A 21576-nucleotide genomic window follows, 5' to 3' on the forward strand; every position below is an offset into this window, starting at 1 on the left:
CTCCAGAAGAGAAAGTCAGGCCGCCAGTGCATCGGGCGGCGGATTGCGATCCGCAAAATCGGGATCGCCGGGTGATCGGATTGAGCCGTCGGCGCGGAGCCAGCAGTACAGCGAACCGCGCCGATGCCAAAACCAGTAACCGGCGCACGTGCACGCCATCAGGCGCGTGTTGCGCTTCTGCATCCAGGAGTCGATTCGGAAATCGCGCCGGCCGCAGACTTCGCATTGCGGCTGCCGCACGTACTCGTCCGGGCGCTTCTTCAGCACCCGACGCGTCTCACAGTACCGGCAGCGGCAATGGAAGCGGGCCAACTCAGTGGCCGCACGGCACGGAGCCGTCGAGGGATTCGGACGCCCCGCACGACAGGCATTTGCGCGGGTACTTCGGGTGTTGGATGGCGTCTCGCACGATGCGTTTCACCGCTTCCGGAATGGCTAGGCTCCGCTGACACATTTCGGCCTGCCGGTCGATCTGATTGGTTTCCATAGATTCAATTTTTAGGATTACTAAACCAAGACAGAAGCACTCTCCGTCGAAAACGCTTTTGCCTGGGCCAGCTAGTTACATCACCACCGGCCGCCGCACTCCCCGAATCCTTCGCGTGCGCAGTGGCAGTTCACACCCACCTTGCTCATAGTCGAAAGTCCGTCCAGGTACTCGCGCGAGACGACGCGCAGTTCGAGCGCGTTCAGCCCTGCGTCGATCTTGTTGATCGGCACGCCGAGATTCCCCGACAGGAATCGGCTCACCTGCGAATCGTCCCAGCCGAGCGCATCAGCGACCGGCCCGCGGCTGCGCGGATCGCTCAGCGCTTCCCGGAACGCCCGCTCAATGCTGGGTCTCCGGATGACCTCAATCGTGTTCATAGCAACTCAACTCCGTTCAAAACTGATTGAATGACCTTGAAGGTCGATTTTTCTAAACTTCAAGCATCGAATCTCGATGCTGACAGCAATAAGTGAGAGTTCCGGCCCTATCTGTAGAATTGGCAGCTCTCACACGACCATTCCGATACGGGGAACCCTCATGGAAGAAGCCAAGGTAATTTTCAACTTCATCGGCAATTCGGCCTCTACGCTCCCGACGAACATCCCGCAGGTCCTTAAATTCCGTGCTGGATTCAGTCCTAACCACGGGGACGTCGTTTCCTTCGAAGGTCTACCCGGCGCTTTCCTCATCCACTCCCGCGAATTTCAAGTTCGCGCAGACGGTGTAGTCGACGTCGTTTTGAATGTCGACGCGGCGAAAGCAGCCTAGAGCCGATGTGTGCCCATTCACCGCTGCGGGATCTCGTACACCTGCAACCCCCTGACGGCCTCGGTTCGGACAGACTTGCTCTCGCGGCGATCGACATATGCACGTAAGGACATGTCTGCGTCGACACGCGACATGGCCTCGCGCTCAACCCGCTGAACCACTCGGCGCTCGACATCTTCGAGCGCCGGCCGGATCAGCCAGAGGACCAAACGTGCGTATAAGCGCTTCATGCGATCTCCACTAACGTTACGGAATGTGAAATAACACTCATGATTGATTCACTTGTCTCCGCAGTCGGAGCGGCAAACACCACGTTCGAGTTTCTGAAAAACGCGCTCAGTGTCCGCGACGAAGCGAAGGTGGGAGCCAAAACCGCCGAACTTGAAATCAAGCTCCGAGAAATCAACCAAGCTGCCCTGGTGGCGACCCAAGAAGCACTCAAGACGGCGCAAGATATGCGCGCGCTGGACCAAAAACTTGCCGCTCTCGAGCGTGAAAACCAAGAGCTCAAGGCGAATGCGAATCGCCGCGGTCAGTACGTTCTGGCGGACATCGGCGGCGGAGCGCTCGCGTACCGCTACAACCACATCGACGGAGGTTGCGATGCTCCGCACTACCTTTGCCAGCCCTGCATGAGCAAGGGCGATGAGATCGCCCTGCAGCCGTATGGACGCCACGGTAGCTACCGCTGCCCATCGTGCGAGACTGTCTACGTCACGGACGGACAGCCTCCGCGCGCAACGTTCGAGTTTTTTTGACGCCAGCCAATCTGCTTTTGTGGAGCGAAGGACATCCGACGCGACGAAATGAAGCAGACGTGCGTACAGGCGCTTCATGCGATCCCTGCCTGGCGAAAGCTCGCCACATGTGACCCGTGAAGCTCCACCACTCTGCTTGCGATCTTGTGTGACGTACGCGCCCCCCTCGTTCCGTTGAGAAGTGCCGAAACGAGCGATTGAGAGCACGGGATCAACTTGGCAAGTTGCGCCTGGGTCATACCCGAGCGGAGCAGCTCGGTGATGGCAATTTGAATATCCATGCACCCAATAATCACATTTGTGTTTGGCCAAGTCAACACAAATCGAATGGCACTACCTATTACGATTGTGATATGTATACATTAGCCGACAGACTGAAGTGGGCCCGCCAGGAGGCGGACTTGTCCCAAGAGGAGCTTGGCAAGAAAGCCGGCGTATCCCAGTCGACCATAGGAAACTTGGAGGCTGGAACTCGCAATAGCGCCCGACGCCTCCCGCAGATCGCAGCTGTTCTGGGAGTCAACGCTCTATGGCTTGCCGAAGGGCGAGGCGAGCCAGCAGCAAATTCAAAGGCTCGTACAACCTACGACGACGCGATCACGAGCGCGAGCGAATCAGCCCGCGCAGTGATCGACGCCATCATAAAGGCAGATCAGGCTGGCGAACCAGAAACCACGTTCAAACTGATACTTCGGATGCTCCACGCATCAGATAAGCTCGGCGCGGGTGACTAACCGCCTTTCCGCGCGGCACGGCAATCTCCGGCGGCAACGGCTCAAGAGATGAGTCGCGAAATCCATACCGAGATGTGATGATCGGCTCTTGGGCCGATAACGTAACACCTAGCACCGCCCTTCCCAGAAGGCAAACGGCCCAGCGGCCATGCTCCTCCCTCCACCCTTCTACGACGACAATCTGATCGATCAATGCAGGATTGATCGAGTGGATCACCCTTGCCAGATCCCCCGGTTTGCACCGAAGGTGCGGTGTTGCTTCTTCTCTCATCAGCCGCCCTCGTATTCCAATAATCTCAAACAACTGTATGTATATACAGTAGTTTGCCAAGGAATCGACTAGCTTTCAACCCGCTTCGGCGGTTGCATAAGACCGATCGAGCACGACTGCTTCTCGTCACGCATGGTCCGCAAGGAATCTGTCGCCTCTGCTCTGTTCCTCGTCGTGCAAACGCCGGCTAATCAAACTTCGCTCAATCAAGATTCCTCCCCTTCCATCTGCTTTGCTGACGCGATGCGCACGTCGAGCGCGCGGCGCGTTTCCTTCGCCCACTGGGCAAGTTGGAAAACTGTATGGCGGTACCAGACCTCGAGAGGAGCGAAGTAGGCCTCGAGATAAGGGATCAATGAACCCGACCAGGCACCAATATGGAGTCGGCTGGTAAGCGCATCACGAAATGCTGCATGCTCGCCGTATCTGGCCGCAAGCCTTTCCATGGCAGGGTTCCACATCATATTTCCAGCATCATCTTTGTCTAAGAGCGGATAGAACTCGCAAAGAAACGGCGAGCGGTTTGGTGCATCGGCATCCGCCCATGCGAAACACTCTGACTCTGGAATACCGTACAAGGGACCTGCGCCGTTCTCGCTATCATCTTGACGCCTAAACCCTCTGCTTGACTGCCCGACGAGTCGAGTCAGGCGGGATCGCTCGGTCGGGGTTGCGCGCTCTACAAACCGCGCAACCACTTCCCACAACTCGAGCGGCCGTTCTGTGACTAGGAGTTTGACGACCTTCCGGACCGCATCATCAAGCGCATCAAAGGCATCATATTTGCTGAGTACGCAGAGACGGACGAACTGCTCGCCCAACTTCGCCGCAAAACGGTCGTCAAGTGCAGCGTGTTCGTAAAGCCGCCTGACCATGTTTTCGAAAAGGTAGCCGTTCCGGTTGCCACGCCTGACTTCCCCAACTAGCGTCGACGATACGAGTATGCTTTTCGAGCGTTCAACTAGGTCAGAATCGAAAACAGTCCGACCATGCTGGTACATCGTGATGATTTCAAGGGCAGACCAGACGCCTTCCCCTTTGTGGTTGTTCGCAAGTTCGTCGACTAACGGGAGGAGCTGATTGGCGCTCAAGTGCGCTAGCCCTTGGCCGTAGGATAGATAGACACAGTGAGCCGCGGCCAGGGTCCCTGCCTTGACGCTCTCGACGATTTCCTTGAGCCGCTCCGCCGAGACTTTCACGGCAGTGTAGATATCGATGGCTCCGCGTTTTAGCGCGTCGCACTCGAGCGCCAGTCGCACGCACTCGTCAGCAACGTCACTGTCGCGGTCGTCGATACCGCCGAGCAGGCCCCGAAGAAATCCTAGTCCCTCCAGATTCGCGGACGTGCTGATAATCTCGACAGCAAGCTTGAAAGTCGCCAGCGGGTCAGCGACATTTCTTGCCAGCTCGTAGCCAAAGGGGTGGGAATTGTTGAGCTTCTGAGGCGCCATTTCGCGAACTGCGCGCGCGACCAGTTTATCGTCCTGCGCAATCTGCACGGCAACCTCTTTGGCCTTTCGCGACGAGTAATCGAAGGCCAGAGTGGCATCGTCGCTCTGGTCGTATTCCAGATCGGGGTCGTAAAGGTCACTAGCCCAGAATTTTGTATAAAGAAGGGCGAGTTGAATCAGGTCCGTCGGCATCAGCTTGTCATACAAAACCCTTACTCGACCCTGCAATTCCTCTGGATAGGCCTTGCGGTCAAAATAGAGCCACGATCCAACCGCCCGAATTCCTTCCAGCCAGACGCCGCGCCGCTGCGCGACGGCATTCGCGGCTGTCTCAATTTCGGTGATGAGAGGTTCGCAGATAATTCCCCGCAGACTCGTTGCAAGAACTTCATCGCAGCGGCTTTCGAAAGACGCGTACGTGGAGCGAATCCGCTCAAGCGTAGCGAGGCTTCGTCGATGGAAATCGAATACCTCCTCCCAAGTTTGTGGATGCCAATCCCGCAACGGCGGTTGGCTGCCGATTTCCTCAGCGCCCGCGATCCGGGAGGAATATGTGCGGCCAAGGCTCACCTCGAGCGCGTCGATGCAAACTGCAATGATTCGCTCGTCGCCAGATGCGATTCCATGATCTATTACCGCAAACCTTTCCGAAGGTTCTGCCTCGGTGCCACTTAAATCTATCTGGAGCAGCTGCTTGAACTGACCCGTTGCGTTGTTGCTCCAGTTTTCCGTCTCGACTGCTGCGAGACGCATCAGAAGATGAGCTGCCAAACGGAACGACTGATGGCGAAAGACAAGTCTTTCGAGCGTGTGCACGAGAAAACGCCGCCCATCTCCGAGCTCCCTGAGTTCATCAAGCGGCAATTCGCCGAAGACTCGCCGTACTGTTTCGGCGCAGGCGTTCGGTGCGACATGACATAAGGCGTGCAGGCATTGAGCTCCAAACTCAGAACTCAAAGCGGCCAGCGTCCCGAAACGCCCTTCTCGCCCTACCAGCCTTTCGGCCACCGAGACGGCGGTGCGCGTCCGATCAAAATACCTCCACTGCTCTAAAAGCGAGACCACCAGCTCGTTCGGAGCAGACTCGATGAAATGGATGATCGTTTCGGTGCGCAGTAGCTCGATTCTTCTGGCTCCGAGAAAGGCGGCGATTGGCAATGGCTGCGCCCGAAAGAAAGGACCGCGGCGGTCCACCAGTTCGTGCTTCGATGCCGCGGACAGGTGCTCATACATTTCGTCACCGGATTGCCGCGCGAGCCGTTCGGCGACGAGATCGAGCTGTCCTGCCACGTTGTCTTCAGCCCCTACGCGCTCGAATAGTGCCAAGCATTCGATGGCGCGTACTTGGTCCCGCTCACCAACGCCACAGCCTGTCAAGACCCGTTCGACCACGTCCTCCATGGACTTAAGTGCCGGCATACCTCCCAGATGATTGTCCGTGGCAAGAACGGCGATTCGGGGAAACCCGCCACTGAGATTCTTGAGGTAAGAAATCGTTGTGCCGTCGCTTGTCGGGGCCCGTTGCCGAATGATTCCTTCAACAAGCGCATCATCGCTTCTCGACACCGAAATATTGAGAACACTCTCCGCAGTAATCGTGCGATCGTCTATATCGATAGTGATCAGTCGAAGTCGACTACGCGCGTCAGACACGATGTCCGCCAGAACTGACGCTGATTCACGCGGGCACTCATCGACAACGACTAGCGCCGGAACGCTCCGCCCTGCCATGGCTTCGACAACCTGGAGAAGACGCTCCTGTCCAATGCTACGAAAGTCGCAGTAGATCGCCGATACACCTGTGATAACTCTTTCCAAGGTGTTCCGGTCACGGAATAGCTCATATACGAAGCGGGACTTGCCGATCCCGGACGGACCGATGACTCGAACACATCGCTTCGGCTCGGCTATGTGCTCAAAAATGCGCTCGCGCGCCTGATGGGAATTCAGCACATCGCCGGAATGGGCTTTTCCGTTGCCACTCTCGCCGACGTCATAGCGGGGAGCCTCATCATCGACGAACTTGATGGTAGCAAAATCGGCGCGTCCGCCCCAACTGTCAATCGTCTGGAACCCGCCCAAAGGAAGGCCGGTCTGTGCTTCGTTCAGCCAGACCGCGACGGAAGGATGCTGGCTGGCCCAGGCTGCGATCTGATTGGCGTCATAGATCGCGATGCCAATCAGATCGTCGGGATTCCCGCCAGCCTCGCGAATGCCCTCCCTGATTCCGGCGATACGCCGAGTTAGCTTGTTACCAACGATCGCAGCCGACGTAAATCCAATGTATGCACCGCGTGCGGCAATCGCGGCCGAAACGGCGTCGTTCAATACCCGCGGCACACCTTCTCTCTGTGAGGCCTTTGTCCAGACCTCCCTCTTCCAGCCAGCTGGCTCGGGATCTGTTGCTTTGGACTGGAATACATTCATGCGGCAAGGGAGGTAGTCAGTGCCTTCATTCCCACCGTTCCACTGCACTCGGGCATCCTCCCCCCCGTCCGCAATGGTGATCTGCAGGGGCACGGAGACGCCCCGAAGGGCTATTCCTGCGCTTTGTGCTTCGGCATGAAGTAGTTTTCGCAACAATTCGACCAGTTGCAAGCTGTTCAGAGATTCAATCTGGGTGGGTGAGATATCGAAAATCATTTTCCGTGTGCTTGCATAGCGAACGACACCACGCCGTCACGCCGATTGACCCTGAGTTTAGTCTCTCGGCTCGCATCGAACACAGGTTTAGGTCGTGACGAACTTCTTGCTGCCCCCTGCGACCGCTAAGATTGGACTACACGACGCTTTTCTGGCGTATTAACGCAGTGCCCAAGTCCGGGAAACGTTGCACTAGGTCAAATTTCCTGAAGCGCGAGACAGCTGCCAACCTTGCATGGTTGCTCCTGCCAATGTATACGCCGGATGGACAGTGCGGGGCCGGGAGAATCTCTAGCCTCCGGAAATCGCGTAGCCAGATGGCTCTTGAAGCTCGAAAGCGGTTGTAGCCACTGCAGCGACTCAAGCGACGGCTTTGTGTCAAGAGGCATCCGTCACGAGCATCCGGAATGGCAGACCGAATTGACAAAGGAAATGTCATTCCCCGCGCTCGCGATCGACCAATACAGCCCCTCAGGAACTGGCCGCAACCGGACACAATGGCCTTCGAGGGCTGCTGTGGAGCAGTTTTATGCGTCAAGGCGCACATCTCCTGCAAGTCGATATCGTTCATGCATTTGCCTCGATCGCTTCGCGCGAAATAATCACAAATGTGTTGACTCGATAAATCACGTATGTGATTATCAATCTCAACGCAGCACAGGACGCTGCGCCACCGCCCAAGCGGATGATCTTTAAGAGTGCTAGCGCGCCGGGACCGCAGTACAGGGAGCAACCGGCCGGCTCAACGGTGTAGCCGAGAAACGGGGTAGCGCCCGACACCGCTCAGCAGCTTTCAGTGAGGGCGCCTCAAGCCGGCGCGGCGGCTCTAAATAGCCCGTAAATGCATACGATCTCCGTTGGTGGAATGGAGGCGCCCTCCCTGAGTGCTGTTCTGCGACTGCCCTGATCGAATCGCATTGGCCGTCAGCGCCATTCCGTGAGCGCAGTCAGGTCGCCAGAAAACTAGCCGGCCTCAATTCATTTTGGATAACGAATCATTACCACACTGCTTATTGGCGTTGATCCCGGTGTTTTCGCCTCGACTCTGCTGCTCGTCGCTGCGTTCGTTGGCTAGCGCAAAGGTAGAAAGCAGAAGCACTGACCAACGCAACACGAAGGGGAACGACGATGAACGCACGTCAACGCAGAAAGGCATACCGCGAGATGCCGCAACAAGGGCGTCGCGTCACCTGGACTACAAAGTCCGGCCGTGTCAAAGCAGGCACCGTCGAGGGCCGCAAGGAATGGTTTCACGGTCAATGGAACGAGGAACGGCCAACGTGCCATGCGTGCATCGCATCCGCGTTCGGTTCGATATCGGTGGCCACGCCCACCCGCTCGATTCCCGACTGCATGCCGCCTACCCCCCCTCCCGCTACAGGAGAACGACGTTGACGTCCTCGCTCCCCTTAGGGGGAAGCGATTCCCACCACTGGCGATGCACGTCCGCATCGGAGAATGTTCAGAGCAGCATTGGCATCTCGATCATGCAAGACACCACAGCCACTGCAGGTCCACTCTCTTATTCGCAGTCCCGCGATACCTTTCGGCCGCGTCGTGCTGTCTTTCGAACCGCACGCCGAACAGGACTGGGTCGAACCGCTTTCGTCGACTTCCTCGAACGTGGCTCCGTGCGCGATCGCCTTGTAGCGGAGCTTGTTTCGGAAGGACGACCAGGACGCGTCGTAGACGCTTTTCGCCATCCTGGTTCTGGCAAGTTTGACGGCAGATACGTTGCCGACCGCGATGTAATCGAAACGCCGCACCAGATCGAGCGCGAGCTTATGCTGGAAATCGGCACGGGCATTCGCGACCTTGGCGTGCAGCTTCGCGATATGCCGCTTGTGCTTTCGTGCTCGCTGCGCTTTCGCGAGCTTTTCCGCCGCGCGTCGACCGAACTGGTCATTAGGCAGCTTCTCGCCGGTCGAAAGTGTGGCGAAGTCTTTCAGGCCGAGATCGATGCCAATACCAGAACGGATCGGTCGAGCCTGAACATCGGACATCTCGATCACGATATTCAAGAACCAATTGCCGCGCGCATCCTGCGCAAAGTTGGTTCCGTCTTTGATCTTGCCTTCGGGAAGCGCCCGGCTGTTGAACACGCGAAACGTGTTGCCGGCGAAACGGAACGCGTCACCCTCGCGCTTCAGGTCACGCCCCTTCAGCGGCACCCAGCCCAGCGATTTCCTGCCGCGATAGCGCAGGTAGGGCCGACGGTGCTGACTGCGCGACTTCGCATATTGCTCGCACGTCGCGTTGATCGTGCCGGAGTGAATACCGAGTTCCTTGCTGCTGCCGGCCGTCAGCACGTTCAGGTCGAATCCCGTCGGCCACTTCTTGCTCCACTTGAGCGCGTGCTTCTGCGTGTCATTGCAGAAGTTCCAGACAAAATTTACCGCTCGGCTCTGCCTGTTGAGCAGTCCGTTGAGAGACTTCACGCGGTAGCGGTAGACAAAAACCATGTCGAGATACTAGCAGCCCAAATGGACCTCCGAACTTTCTACACTCAGACCATAGTGCAAAGCAATCGATGAACAACCCACAACCTGCATTTCCACAAAACAACCGATCGCTTGTGACGCGCGTGCCGAGCGATAACGCCCTGCTCGCCGTTTGCGATCAAATGCATGGGTACGTCGCGAAAGGAAGCACCGTCGCAGCCGCTTGCGGCATCGCTATTGGCTGCGTCTGGTTCCTCTGTGTTGCTTATCGCGCAGGGGTGCTCGCATGGTCCTGGTGAAAGTCTGGTTCAGCGCGGCCGTCGCCATAGCTGTCTATTTGTTGATGTGTGCCGAAATGGACAGCAAGGCCGCGCAGATCCCTGCACCGACCACGCAGCGGCTAAATCACGTTAGCGACGGTTCAAGTGCGGAAGCTCGCAAGGCGATAGCACAAATGTCGTGCCGTTATTGTCTTGCTTGAACGCAAATCCGAAACAGAAATCGTCCTCCGTTGGCACCCAGAACACCACTGGATCGTGACGAAAGTCACCTTCCCATCCATGGTCCGCCGCAGCGTCTTTTGCCCTTTCCCAAGCTAACAGGAAATCGTCCACGGTGATGTGGTCTTCTTCTTGATCCGCTCCTGCGAGCCTCACTTTTGCATCGTCAGCTGCAATCTTAACGATTGTCTCTTCAACAGTCTGCACGTGCTGCCAGCCAAAATCGACTGGCGGCAGTTCGTAGGTAAACCAGCGCATAGCAATCCCCGTAGTTACGTTCGAAATCGTTCGGCGCTCTCACGCCGCACGAGAAATCCTAGCACGCCCCTACCCCAAAAACCGCGCACTTACCGTTGCCTCGGATGCGCGGTTTCTTCGTGCGGGCGGCCTGTTTGGGCGCCCCCTTTTTTTGACTTCCGGCCTTAACGGCAGACGCTCGGTTTCCCAGTGCAGCCGAGCATCCGCCATTGAGGCTTTATCTGTAGAGAAAGCAATGACCTCGTGTAACCCGTATTTTCTCGATGGTCCGAGCCAGTTTGGTTTTAGCGGTGGCCGATCGTCGGCCTACATGCTGGTCAAGACGGTTGACGCGCACGGCGGAAAGCTGCCGGACGATGTGTACGTGACGTTTCACAACACCGGCAAAGAGCGCCCGGAAACGCTTGAATTCGTACGCGATGTCGGGCTGTACCTCGGCGTGCAAATCTACTGGACGGAATTCACTGGCGTCTATGGGTCGGGCCTGACCTGGCGTCTGACTGACTTCGAGCATGCCGAACGTAACGGCGAGCCCTTCGAGCGAGTGATCGAGTATTACCGCCAGTATCGAGCCATCGAGAAAGGTGAGCCGCCGATCCTGCCGAACCCCGCGAACCGTATGTGTACCGATCGCACGAAGATCAAGGCGGCGTCCTGGTTCATGCGCGAGCGCGGTTACGACGAGTGGGACGCAATCATCGGCGTCCGGGCCGATGAAGAACGCCGGTATCACAAACGCATGGCCGCGAACGAACGCGGCTCGGACCGCTGGACCAATTACATGCCGATGTTCCACGCGGGCGTGACGAAGCCAATGGTCAATGCGTTCTGGCGCTCGATGCCGTTCGACCTGAAGCTCGACCCGAACAGCGACGAAGGCAACTGTGACGCGTGCTTCCTGAAGGCCGAGCACAAGATCGTCCGCATCTTCATGAAGCGCCCCGAAGCGGCCGAGTGGTGGATTCGGCAGGAGCGCGAAACCGGGCAGCGGTTCCGGCAAGACCGTCCGTGCTATGCCGACCTGTTGCGCCAGGCTGATTTCTACCGCGCTCAGATGGATCTGTTCCAGCCCGACGAAACCGAAGAAGACATCGCCGACTGCATGTGCGGCGGCTGACCTACCGAGCCACGAGATGACAGACTGGATCAACCATTCCCACCGCGGCGACTGCCGCGACCTGATGCGCGCGATGATCGCCGACGGCGTGCTCGTCCAGACGATCGTCACGTCGCCGCCGTACTGGGGGCTGCGCTCATACCTTCCCGACGGCCACCCTGACAAGGCGCGCGAGATTGGGCAAGAACAGACGCTGCGCGAATTCATCGATACGCTGGTCGGCGTGTTCGATCTCGCGCGCGAGCTGCTCGCGGATAATGGCACGCTCTGGCTGAACATGGGTGACGCATATGCCGGCTCGTGGGGCGCACAGGGTCGCACCGGCCAAATGTCGGACCGCTCGGTGATCAGCGCGCAGCAGATCGCGTCCGCACAGCATCGGGCGAACGGTACCCGATCGCGCGAGCGGACTGGGCTGAAGCCGAAAGACCTGATGGGCCAGCCGTGGCGCCTCGCATTCGCGCTGCAAGATGCAGGGTGGTGGCTTAGGCAGGATCTGATCTGGCACAAACCAAATCCCATGCCGGAGAGCGTGCGCGACCGCTGCACGAAAGCGCACGAATATCTGTTCTTGCTGAGCAAGGGCGAGCACTACTACTTCGATGCCGAGGCAATCTCTCAACCACTGTCCGAATCGAGCGTCGCACGGCTCTCCCAGCCCAACCTACTCGACCAAACTGGCAGCGACCGAGTACCAGGAAAGACGAACGGCAATATGAACGCTGTCGGTCCTCGATTCGGTGGCAACAAATACGGCGACGACGATCGTGAGGAATCGCGCACGAAAAGCGGCAATGAATGGAAAGGCGAAAGCGGCCGAGCAAACAAGCGCTCAGTTTGGACGGTCGCAACAACTCCATACAAAGGTGCGCACTTCGCCACGTTTCCCGAGGCGCTGGTCGAGCCGTGCGTACTCGCCGGAAGCCGACCGGGCGATGTCGTGTTCGATCCGTTCTTCGGTAGCGGCACGACGGGCCAGGTCGCGCAACGGCTCGGGCGCCGCTTCCTCGGCTGCGAACTGAATCCCGACTACGAGACTCTGCAACGCGACCGGCTACGCCAGCCGGGACTCGCGCTTGCCTGATGACCTGAGGACCACACCATGACCTTCCAAAACGAAAATAGCCCGCTCACGCTGAACGCGAGCGGGCAACAAAACGGAACAGCAATCGAGGCACGAGGACTGTCCTCAGCAGATAACGGCGCAGCGGCCGAAAACCTTAGCCGACATGGGCGTCCCGCTCCCAAACAGGCGAGCGAGGCGGCGCAACAGCGGCCAGGCACGGATAAAGCCCTCACGGAGGCGGAAAACCCGACCGCCAAGGGCATTGTCGACACGAGCACCGCCAACGGCAAAGAGACGAGTTCGAAAGTTGGCGAGTCTCCGATGCTGCAGAAGATCCCCGTCGTGCGCGACAAGGACGGATACTTCGTCCACCCGGACCTTCTCCACTTCTGGATGGTCACGATGGACGGCGCTGAGCGCTGTACGCCTGAACAATGGGTCGCGCTCGAAGCGCAGGCCGGGATCAAGACCTCGATCTACCACCTCGAAAACGAGAGCATGGACCACCCGGCATACGTCTCGTATTTCGATAACGGGAACCTCAACATTAGCGCATGGGATCCATCGCCCGAACCGGACTGGTGGCTGCTCGAGATTGGCGACGGCGACGACGGCCCGTATGCGGTCTACGCAACGCACGCGCGAGGACGACCGTGACGAACACCGATAAGAGCCGCGCTGATGCGCTGACGGACCGTGCCAAGCGCCTGATTCAGCGCGTCGCCAGCGCGCAATTGGCTGTCGCGGAGTTGCCGCCGGGAATGGCGCGAACGACGGTATCCGACACGATCGACGAAGCGCGCGCATTCGTGCGATCAGCCCTCGCCGCATCCCCTGGCGATCCGCCCTCAGGAATATTGAGTGGATACTGTGAACGGCCTGGCGGTTGCGCGTGTGGCGGCGACCTGCCGCGAGTGCTTGAGGGTTGTTCGTGGTGGGCGAAATCGGTAGTCGCACCCGTGCCGGCGGCGATCCCAGCGGGCTATGCGCTCGTGCCGATCCAGCGCTCCTACGACATGCGAGCGAAGGCGCTCATCGCTTTCAACACCACGGAACAAGCTGGGAAGGATCGAGACGACGCACTCGATGCCGCGCATCGAGCAGCGATCGAAGCCGCCACGCGGCATCCCGCTACTTCCCCGTCTGCCGAAGGATAAGCGCACCACGTCGGTTGCCCTGGCTCTCAAGCTGGTTCCGCCGGCCGCAGTGTGGGCAGAACACGTAGATACCGAACGAATCGATCCCGATTTTCTCCGCGTCGAAGGCCCATTCCTTGTGGCACTTGATGCACAGCCAAGTATTCACGATGACCTCCGAAGGTCGGAAGAACAGGAGGTGAACGATAGGACAAACCTGGTGGAAAGCAAGACCGCGCAGACAAATGCTCGGACTGACCTGACGGGTACTGAGCACAACGCAATCGAGCGCGCGATAGGCGAGGTCGAACTATGCTGCCAGTTTCCTCTGGCAAACGAGCCGCATGTCCTTATCGTAGCCGTAGCGACTCAGCCATTCAACCGAGAAGTTCTTCGCGTAGGCAACCGCTTCCGCCACTGTGCCGAACTCACCAAGGTTCCGGAACGCAGCCTCCCGGCTAACCCCGACCTTCGTTACCTCGACCTGGGCGGCGTACTTGCTGTCCTCCGTCACGCGCTGCTCGCAGTTCATCTCGTACCCGCGAATCAAAAACTTCTTCTGCATTGATTCAACGCCTTTTTGAGACAGAGGGATCGTAGCATGGTCGACTCACCGACTCTGATTGCGCCTGCCCCATACGTCACCGTGGCGCTTGCCGCCGTGATCACGGGCCTCACTGAGAAAGCCATCCGTCGAAAAATCGAGGACGGAAAGTGGCTCGAAGGTCGAGAGTACCGGCGCTCGCCTGACGGCGGCATCTTCATTTCCATCAAAGGGTATCAACTATGGGTAGAGCAAGCGGCGGCGTAGAAATTCGCACGTCATCCATTCGCCTGAACTTCACATTCGACGGCAAAAGAGAACGGCAAACGCTGATGCTGAACGGCAAGCCGATGCCGCCAACTCCAGCAAACGTCAAGTACGCCCACCGCCTGATCGCCGAGATCGTCGATCGGATTAGACTAGGAACCTTCAGTTTGGTCGAGTATTTTCCGACCTCTGGAGCACCCAGCACTCTGACCGTCGGCGGCTGGCTTGACACCTGGCTCGCCGCCCAACGAATTGAATCGTCGACGAAAGACGGATATGAGAGCGCCATCCGATTCTGGAAAGCCGCGGCGTGCGACAAGAATCGGAATCCGCTCGGACCCACTCCCCTTCGCAGATTGAAGTTGAGCCATATATTGACTGCGATTGCGGGCCGGCCTGACTTAAGCGGCAAAACGGTCAACAATTACGTGTCGGTGATGCGAAAGGCACTTGACCTGGCCGTATCGGACAATGTGTTGAGCGACAATCCCGCGGCAAATGTGCCTCGTGCGAAACACCAAAAGCCCCCGCCCGATCCGTTTTCCCGCGACGAGTCTGAGAAAATCATCGATGAGGCCGAGCGCGCTTATCCCGGCCAGGTATACAACCTCATCGAGTTTTGGTTCTGGACCGGCCTTCGCACATCGGAGATATTTGGCCTGCAGTGGCTAAATGTGGATTTGCAGAACGCGACCATCCTGGTCGCCGAAGCGCTAGTCCGCGGAGAGCACAAGGATAGAACCAAGACAGCAGTCGCTCGCACAGTTCGCCTGAACAGCCGGGCCCTAGCCGCATTGACACGTCAGCGCTCATTCACCCAGATCGCAGGCGCCGCGATCTTTCATGACCCGCGGTACAGCACTCGGTGGGAGGACGAGCGTGCATTCCGGAGGAGCTTCTGGACGCCGATTCTGAAACGGCTCGGGATTCGATACCGCCGGCCGTACAACATGCGGCATAGCTACGCGACAGCGATGCTGATGGCAGGAATGACCCCAGCCTTTTGCGCGAAACAGCTCGGACACAGCATCGAGATGTTCCTGACGACGTACGCGAAATGGATGGATGGCGAGCAGAACGCTCTAGAGATGGCGAGGCTCGAATCGACGCTATTGTCCCCGAGTTGTCCCCCGCAAAGCAAAACAGGCGCCTAAGCGCCTGTTTTGTTAATGCATTCTGTGGGGTGGCTGATGGGACTCGAACCCACGACGACAGGAATCACAATCCTGGACTCTACCAACTGAGCTACAGCCACCACTGATACTGCTTGCTTCGTTTCGCTGTTTTGTTTCAGCAGCGAAGAACAAGATTATACGAACACTTTTGAATCTTGCAAAGCCTTTTTTTCAAAAATTTCTTCGGCTTCGTTCAGATGCGCACGTGCCTCGTCGAACACGGCCAGATCGCCGCGCGCGAGCTTCTTGTTGTCCGACAGCACACGACGCCAGCCACGCGCGCCCGGCATGCCACGATACAGTCCGAGTGCGTGCCGCACGATCGCGCCGAGGTAGGTGCCGCGCTTCAGCTCGGCCGCGCAATACGCGATCAGTTGCGCCTCGGCCTCTTCGCGCGTCGGCACCGCTGCGCTCGATCCGTAAAAGCGCGCATCGACCTCCGCCAGCACGTACGGGTTGTGATAGGCCTCGCGGCCGAGCATCACGCCATCGACGTGCTCGAGATGCTGCTCGACTTCATCGAGCGTCGTGATGCCGCCGTTGATCACGATCTCCAGCGACGGAAAATCGCGCTTCAACCGATACGCATAGTCGTACTTGAGCGGCGGGATCTCGCGATTCTCCTTCGGCGACAACCCCTTCAGGATCGCGTTGCGGGCATGCACGACGAACGTCTCGCAACCGGCCTCGGCCACCGTACCGACGAAGTCGCGCACGAACGCGTAGTCCTCGACCGCATCGACACCGATCCGGTGCTTGACCGTCACCGGCACCGACACCGCATCGCGCATCGCCTTCACGCAGTCGGCAACCAGTTGCGGCTCGTTCATCAGGCATGCGCCGAATGCGCCGCGCTGCACGCGCTCGGACGGACATCCGCAATTCAGGTTGATTTCGTCGTAGCCCCATTGCTCGCCGAGCTTCGCCGCGCGCGCGAGATCGTCCCGCTCGCTGCCGCCCAGTTGCAGCGCGATCGGCGATTCGCTCGGCGTGAACGCAAGATGCCGCTGGGCGTCGCCGAACAACAGCGCGCCCGTCGTGATCATCTCCGTATACAGCCACGTATTGCGCGTCAGCGTGCGGTGAAACGACCGGCAATGACGGTCGGTCCAGTCGAGCATCGGCGCGACGGATACACGGCGGGGAGGAAGCGAGGACGGAACGGACATGGAATCGGGTACAGGCCAGACGGCGCGGAAACAACCGGGTATTTTACCGCAATCCTGGCCGCCCCCGCCCGACGCGAGCGCTAGCCGTCGCCCAGCTCCGCATCGACCGCCCGGCGTGCCTCGTCGAGCACGCGCTCGATCACGCGCCGCTCGGTCAGCAGCATCCCGTCGACCTTGACCGGCCGCCAGTCGATCCGCACGGCCTCGCCCTGCAGCACGCGATAGTGCGCATGCTCGCCGTCCCAGACCTGCTCGGTCTTCACCTCGATCTCGAAACCGCGGTACGGCTCGCTGAAATCGCCGAGGTCGCTGCCTCTCGGTTCCATCGCACGCTCCGTGACGACGCCGCGCCAGGCCGCCCGAGCGGCCGGCGCCGCGCGCTCAATCGTATTCGTCGGACAAGAAAGACCGGCCATCGGCCGTCAGATCGACCCGGTCGGCCGCCGCCAGATAGATCAGCCCGTCATTCAGCAACGCATGGACGACATCGTCGAACACGGGGGGAACCGGCCGGCTGTCGCCGAACTGGTCGATCCATTTCAGCGCCTCGATGGCTTCGGGGGAAAGGATGGGGGTCATGCGTTCGCCTCCGGCATCGGTGTCGTTCCATCCTAGCACTTCGTCCGGGAGTCGAATACCGAGGCAAACGCGCGGCGCGGATGCACATGCGGCGCCACCGGGCACGTGCCCACCCGGCGGCGGCGCACCGATGCGCGACGCACGCGCTCAGAGGCGCGCGATCGATACTTCCGTCGACTTCACGAGCGCGACGACTTCGGCGCCGACCTTCAGTTCGAGTTCGTCCACCGAACGGGTGGTGATCACCGACGTGACGATGCCGAACGGCGTCTCGACGTCGACTTCGGAAACCACGGACCCACGAATGATCTCCTTGACCTTGCCCTTGAACTGGTTCCGTACGTTGATTGCAGTGATGCTCATCGGGATGATCGCTCCGAAGAAAAAAGTCTCAGAACGGGCGGCCGGAGCCGCCCGGAATTAAACGGCCCAGCGGATCTGCCCGACCGGTCGAACCTCGTCTGCTTCCTGCTCCGCGTGTTGATCGGCCGTGCCGGGGCCGCCGGCGAGCACGCGTTTCAGCACGCGATCCTCCAGCGCCGCGAATGCGGCCGACGCACGGGCACGCGGCCGGTCGAGCGGCACCGACTGGTCGAGCGCCACGCGCCCCTGCTCGATCAGCAGGATGCGGTCGCCGAGCGCAACCGCCTCCTGCACGTCGTGCGTGACGAGCAGCGCGGTGAACCGGTGCTCGCGCCACAGGCGCTCGATCAGCGCATGCATTTCGATGCGGGTAAGCGCATCGAGTGCGCCGAGCGGCTCGTCGAGCAGCAACAGTTGCGGCCGGTGCACGAGCGCGCGGGCCAGTGCGACGCGCTGCCGCTGCCCGCCCGACAATTGCGCGGGCCAGTCGTTCGCGCGTTCCAGCAGCCCGACTTCGTCGAGCACCGCGCGGGCCTGGTCGCGCGCACCGCGGCCGAGGCCCAGCATCACGTTCTGCAGCACGGTCTTCCACGGCAGCAGGCGCGCATCCTGATACATGATCCGCGTATCGAGCACGCCGCCGCCCTCGCCGCGCGTCACGAGCGCGCCGCTGCTCGGCTGCTCGAGCCCGGCGACGAGACGCAGCAGCGTCGATTTCCCGCAACCGCTGCGGCCGACGATCGCGACGAAGCTGCCGCGCGCGATGCCGAGCTCGACGTTGTCGAGTACCGTGCGGGCGCCGAAGCGCTTGCTGACGCCCGACAGCGTGACCGCATCGTCGGGAGCCGTGCCGCCCGCGCGCCGCCGCGCGAGCGGCACGACCGATGCGCCGCCGTCGCGTTCGAGGATCGCCGCATCGCGCGCATCGCCGTCCGCGACGCGGGCCTGCGCCAGCTCGGCCTCCAGGTCTGCGCCGGCGAGCGGGCCGTAGGCGGCCGCCGAAGTCGTCGCATTCATGCCTTTGCTCCTGATTGATAAGCGGGGTGCCAACGCAGCGTCACGCGTTCGAGCCATTTCGCCAGCACGTCGGCCAGCTTGCCGAGCACCGCGTACAGCAGGATGCCGACCACCACCACGTCGGTTTGCAGGAATTCACGTGCGTTCATCGTCATGTAGCCGATGCCCGACTGCGCGGAGATCGTCTCCGCGACGATCAGCATCACCCACATCAGCCCGAGCGCGAAGCGCACGCCGACGAGGATCGACGGCAACGCGCCGGGCAGGATCACGTCGCGGTACAGCGCGAAACCGCGCACGCCGTAGCTCTTCGCCATCTCGATCAGGTTCGCGTCGACCGAGCGGATCCCGTGATAGGTATTGATGTAGACGGGGAAGAACACGCCGAGCGCGACGAGGAACAGCTTCGCCTTCTCGTCGATGCCGAACCACAGGATCACGAGCGGGATCATCGCGAGCGCCGGGATATTGCGGATCATCTGGATCGTCGAGTCGAGCGCGACCTCGGCGGCTTTCGACAGCCCGGTCGCCAGCCCCAGCGCGAGGCCGACGCCGCCGCCGATCGCGAAGCCGAACAGCGCGCGCCACGTGCTCACTTTCACGTTCGCCCACATTTCGCCCGACGTCACGAGCGACCACGCCGCGCGCACGACCGCCACCGGCTCGGGCAGCACGCGGGTCGACAGCCAGCCGGTGCGCGCACCGACTTCCCACGCCACCAGTAACGCGAGCGGCACGAGCCACGGCGCGACGCCGCGCCATGCGCGGGCGGCCACGGCGACACCCGTCGCCGACGTTTTCGTTGTCATCGCAAGCCTCCGTTCGCTCAGCTCTGGCTCGTCTTCGGCAGATAGTTGTTGCCGACGATCTCGCCGAACGGCCCCGACAGCGGGCCGGCCGCCTTCTCGACGCCCTTGCCCTTGATCAGCGGGAACACGAGCTCCGCGAAGCGATACGACTCCTCGAGGTGCGGATAGCCGGACAGGATGAACGTCTCGATGCCGAGATCCGCGTATTCGCGCATGCGTTCGGCGACCTGCTCGGGATTGCCGACGAGCGCCGTGCCGGCGCCGCCGCGCACGAGCCCCACGCCGGCCCACAGGTTCGGATAGACCTCGAGCGCCTCGCGGCCGCCGCGCTTGCCGCCGTGCAGCGCGGCCATCCGGCGCTGGCCTTCCGAATCCATGTTCGCGAACGCCTTCTGCGCACGCGCGATCGTGTCGTCGTCGAGCCGGCTGATCAGTCGCTCGGCGTCACGCCACGCTTCGTCCTCGGTCTCGCGCACGATCACGTGCAGGCGGATGCCGAACTTGATCTTGCGGCCGCGCGCGTCGGCACGGGCGCGGATGTCGGCGATCTTCTTCGCGACAGCCTCGGGCGGCTCGCCCCAGGTCAGGTAGGTATCGATGTGATCGGCGGCAATCGCGTGAGCGGCCGGCGACGAGCCGCCGAACCACAGCGGCGGATGCGGGTGCTGCACGGGCGGATACAGCGCCTTGCCGCCTTTCGACTGCAGATGCTTGCCGATGTAGTCGAACCCGCCGTTGTCGTGCGACGCGGCCAGCAGCCCGCGCCAGATGTTCAGGAAATCGTCGGTGATCTCGTAGCGCGTGTCGTGATCGGCGAAGAGACCGTCGCCTTCGAGCTCGGCCGCATCGCCGCCCGTGACGACGTTGATCAGCAGGCGGCCGCCCGACAGGCGGTCGAACGTCGCGGCCATCCGCGCGGCCAGCCCCGGCGAAGCGATGCCGGGGCGCACGGCGACCAGGAACTTCAGGCGCTGCGTGGCCGGAATGAGGCTCGACGCGACGACCCACGCATCCTCGCAGGAACGACCGGTCGGCAGCAGCACGCCGTCGTAGCCGAGCGTGTCCGCCGCCACGGCGACCTGCTTGAAGTAATCGTAGTCCGCGGCACGTGCGCCTTCGGCCGTGCCGAGATAGCGGCTGTCGCCGTGCGTGGGGATAAACCAGAACACATTCATCTGCTGCTCCTGCTTGACTGTCACTGCCGAAATTTGAAAAAACATCGCCCTGCTCGCGTCGTGGATGAGCGACGCATGCATGGTGTGCATTCGAATCGGGATGGCTCGCCGGTCAGGCCGTGCAGCGGACGAGGACGCGATCGCACGGCTGTTTCCGGGAAATCAGTCTAGGGATCGGTACAGGGCTTTGGAACGATTTTTTTGAGCTTAGGTTTTCCGCTTTCGTGATTAGCACGACGCTGGAGCGAATATCGCCGCGGCGGGGCCCTATAATGACGCACCTATCCGAATAACTCCGCGCGTCCGGCCCTCGCCGTGCGCGCCTGCGGTGCGCTCATCGATGCAGAAAGTCATCCTGCCCTTCCTGTCCGGCTTCCTGGCCGCTCTGTTCTTCCGCGAGGCCACCCTCGCCCTCCTTCACACGGCCGACCTGATCGCCGCGACCGGCTTCTCGACACAACCGTTCGCGCCGCTCGGCATTCCTGAATTTGTCGCGAATGCGCTGATCAGCGCGTGCTGTGCGATTCCGATGGCGTGGTTGTTGCGCGTCTCGCCGGAACGCGAAGCATCGTGGGTCGGCGCGCTCGTGTTCGGCGGAATCGTGCTGACGGCCGCCCGCGTGTTCGCGATCGATCCGCTGCGCGGTATCTGGCCGTCGGGCAACATGTTGCCCGTGCTCGCGGCCGGCTTCGCGGCGAACGCGGTGTGGGGCTTCGGCGCGCTCGTGTTCATGCGCGCGTTCATGTCGGACGACGCGGGCGACGAATAACGCCGGCGCGGGCGACACGCCCGTCGGGCCCGGCCCGGCCGACATCCATGCAAAAGGCCGCGTGCACATGCACGCG

At 60.6% G+C, this 21576-nt stretch carries 24 protein-coding genes and 1 tRNA gene; 10 read left to right on the top strand and 15 right to left on the bottom strand.

The features are described 5' to 3' along the window. Positions 1-15: 15 nt before the first annotated feature. Together WS96_RS04050 and WS96_RS04055 are read right to left on the bottom strand one after the other, a co-directional pair. A complete protein-coding gene (locus tag WS96_RS04050; RefSeq protein ID WP_230946394.1) occupies positions 16-267 on the bottom strand; it encodes a hypothetical protein in 252 nt (83 codons plus the stop codon). Positions 268-567: 300 nt separating this feature from the next. Further along, positions 568-867, bottom strand: coding sequence for a hypothetical protein (locus WS96_RS04055; protein WP_014899191.1), 300 nt, complete (start codon positions 865-867; stop codon positions 568-570). A gap of 160 nt (positions 868-1027) precedes the next feature. On the opposite strand from WS96_RS04055, the gene WS96_RS31800 reads away from it, so the two are divergent. Further along, complete coding sequence (locus WS96_RS31800; RefSeq protein ID WP_082720177.1) at positions 1028-1258, top strand: hypothetical protein; 231 nt, start codon at positions 1028-1030, stop codon at positions 1256-1258. Between the two features lie 17 nt (positions 1259-1275). On the opposite strand, the gene WS96_RS04060 is transcribed toward WS96_RS31800, so the two are convergent. Continuing rightward, complete coding sequence (locus tag WS96_RS04060; RefSeq protein WP_059830825.1) at positions 1276-1488, bottom strand: hypothetical protein; 213 nt, start codon at positions 1486-1488, stop codon at positions 1276-1278. 39 nt (positions 1489-1527) lie between these two features. Here WS96_RS04060 and WS96_RS33530 point away from each other — a divergent pair, with 39 nt between their 5' ends. Both WS96_RS33530 and WS96_RS04075 read left to right on the top strand, forming a co-directional pair. Continuing rightward, positions 1528-2016 (top strand): hypothetical protein, encoded by a 489-nt coding sequence (locus tag WS96_RS33530; protein ID WP_156443571.1) that lies wholly within the window; start codon positions 1528-1530, stop codon positions 2014-2016. Positions 2017-2369: 353 nt separating this feature from the next. Next, a complete protein-coding gene (locus WS96_RS04075) occupies positions 2370-2750 on the top strand; it encodes a helix-turn-helix domain-containing protein (RefSeq protein ID WP_059830828.1) in 381 nt (126 codons plus the stop codon). Positions 2751-3227: 477 nt separating this feature from the next. Here the strand turns inward: WS96_RS04075 and WS96_RS04080 are convergent, their stop codons facing one another. The 3 genes from WS96_RS04080 to WS96_RS04090 form a co-directional block, all read right to left on the bottom strand. Continuing rightward, positions 3228-7115: a hypothetical protein gene (locus WS96_RS04080; protein ID WP_059830830.1), complete on the bottom strand. Its 3888-nt coding sequence runs from the start codon at positions 7113-7115 to the stop codon at positions 3228-3230. A 1409-nt stretch (positions 7116-8524) separates the two neighbouring features. Continuing rightward, the gene (locus WS96_RS04085; protein ID WP_059830832.1) at positions 8525-9577 is read right to left on the bottom strand and encodes an RNA-guided endonuclease InsQ/TnpB family protein; all 1053 of its coding nucleotides are present in this window, start codon (positions 9575-9577) and stop codon (positions 8525-8527) included. A gap of 389 nt (positions 9578-9966) precedes the next feature. Beyond that, a complete protein-coding gene (locus WS96_RS04090) occupies positions 9967-10314 on the bottom strand; it encodes a hypothetical protein (RefSeq protein WP_059668017.1) in 348 nt (115 codons plus the stop codon). Between the two features lie 235 nt (positions 10315-10549). On the opposite strand from WS96_RS04090, the gene WS96_RS04095 reads away from it, so the two are divergent. The 4 genes from WS96_RS04095 to WS96_RS33535 are packed head-to-tail and all read left to right on the top strand — an operon-like array spanning position 10550 to position 13654. Next, positions 10550-11431 (top strand): hypothetical protein, encoded by an 882-nt coding sequence (locus WS96_RS04095; protein ID WP_082720179.1) that lies wholly within the window; start codon positions 10550-10552, stop codon positions 11429-11431. Positions 11432-11447: 16 nt separating this feature from the next. Further along, positions 11448-12515, top strand: coding sequence for a DNA-methyltransferase (locus tag WS96_RS04100; RefSeq protein ID WP_059830836.1), 1068 nt, complete (start codon positions 11448-11450; stop codon positions 12513-12515). 18 nt (positions 12516-12533) lie between these two features. Next, positions 12534-13154, top strand: coding sequence for a hypothetical protein (locus WS96_RS34340; RefSeq protein WP_257127934.1), 621 nt, complete (start codon positions 12534-12536; stop codon positions 13152-13154). Further along, positions 13151-13654, top strand: coding sequence for a hypothetical protein (locus tag WS96_RS33535; RefSeq protein ID WP_156443572.1), 504 nt, complete (start codon positions 13151-13153; stop codon positions 13652-13654). Before WS96_RS34340 ends, WS96_RS33535 begins: the two co-directional genes overlap by 4 nt. A gap of 289 nt (positions 13655-13943) precedes the next feature. On the opposite strand, the gene WS96_RS04115 is transcribed toward WS96_RS33535, so the two are convergent. Then, complete coding sequence (locus WS96_RS04115; RefSeq protein ID WP_059830842.1) at positions 13944-14198, bottom strand: hypothetical protein; 255 nt, start codon at positions 14196-14198, stop codon at positions 13944-13946. A 36-nt stretch (positions 14199-14234) separates the two neighbouring features. Here WS96_RS04115 and WS96_RS04120 point away from each other — a divergent pair, with 36 nt between their 5' ends. Then, a complete protein-coding gene (locus WS96_RS04120) occupies positions 14235-14444 on the top strand; it encodes an excisionase (RefSeq protein ID WP_010110038.1) in 210 nt (69 codons plus the stop codon). Continuing rightward, positions 14420-15598, top strand: coding sequence for a site-specific integrase (locus WS96_RS04125; RefSeq protein WP_059830844.1), 1179 nt, complete (start codon positions 14420-14422; stop codon positions 15596-15598). The genes WS96_RS04120 and WS96_RS04125 overlap by 25 nt, the downstream gene beginning before the upstream one ends. A gap of 25 nt (positions 15599-15623) precedes the next feature. On the opposite strand, the gene WS96_RS04130 is transcribed toward WS96_RS04125, so the two are convergent. From WS96_RS04130 to ssuD, 8 genes are all read right to left on the bottom strand, one after another. Next, positions 15624-15699 (bottom strand) — tRNA-His (locus WS96_RS04130). A 54-nt stretch (positions 15700-15753) separates the two neighbouring features. Beyond that, complete coding sequence (gene dusA / locus WS96_RS04135) at positions 15754-16740, bottom strand: tRNA dihydrouridine(20/20a) synthase DusA (protein ID WP_059785570.1); 987 nt, start codon at positions 16738-16740, stop codon at positions 15754-15756. A 128-nt stretch (positions 16741-16868) separates the two neighbouring features. Beyond that, entirely contained in the window at positions 16869-17114 is a 246-nt protein-coding gene (locus WS96_RS04140) for a hypothetical protein (RefSeq protein ID WP_059830846.1), read from the bottom strand. A gap of 55 nt (positions 17115-17169) precedes the next feature. After that, entirely contained in the window at positions 17170-17367 is a 198-nt protein-coding gene (locus tag WS96_RS04145) for a hypothetical protein (protein ID WP_034207176.1), read from the bottom strand. A gap of 147 nt (positions 17368-17514) precedes the next feature. Continuing rightward, a complete protein-coding gene (locus tag WS96_RS04150) occupies positions 17515-17730 on the bottom strand; it encodes a TOBE domain-containing protein (protein ID WP_006476104.1) in 216 nt (71 codons plus the stop codon). Between the two features lie 57 nt (positions 17731-17787). Beyond that, the gene (locus WS96_RS04155; protein WP_059830848.1) at positions 17788-18747 is read right to left on the bottom strand and encodes an ATP-binding cassette domain-containing protein; all 960 of its coding nucleotides are present in this window, start codon (positions 18745-18747) and stop codon (positions 17788-17790) included. After that, the gene (gene ssuC, locus WS96_RS04160; protein ID WP_059499003.1) at positions 18744-19556 is read right to left on the bottom strand and encodes an aliphatic sulfonate ABC transporter permease SsuC; all 813 of its coding nucleotides are present in this window, start codon (positions 19554-19556) and stop codon (positions 18744-18746) included. The genes WS96_RS04155 and ssuC overlap by 4 nt, the downstream gene beginning before the upstream one ends. Positions 19557-19573: 17 nt before the next feature. Further along, complete coding sequence (gene ssuD / locus WS96_RS04165; protein ID WP_059830926.1) at positions 19574-20731, bottom strand: FMNH2-dependent alkanesulfonate monooxygenase; 1158 nt, start codon at positions 20729-20731, stop codon at positions 19574-19576. A gap of 340 nt (positions 20732-21071) precedes the next feature. On the opposite strand from ssuD, the gene WS96_RS04170 reads away from it, so the two are divergent. Beyond that, on the top strand, positions 21072-21500 hold the full coding sequence (locus tag WS96_RS04170) for a hypothetical protein (protein WP_059785560.1): 429 nt from the start codon (positions 21072-21074) through the stop codon (positions 21498-21500). Positions 21501-21576: the final 76 nt, after the last annotated feature.

It is taken from the genome of Burkholderia sp. MSMB1835 (genome assembly GCF_001526365.1).
GTDB lineage: Bacteria > Pseudomonadota > Gammaproteobacteria > Burkholderiales > Burkholderiaceae > Burkholderia.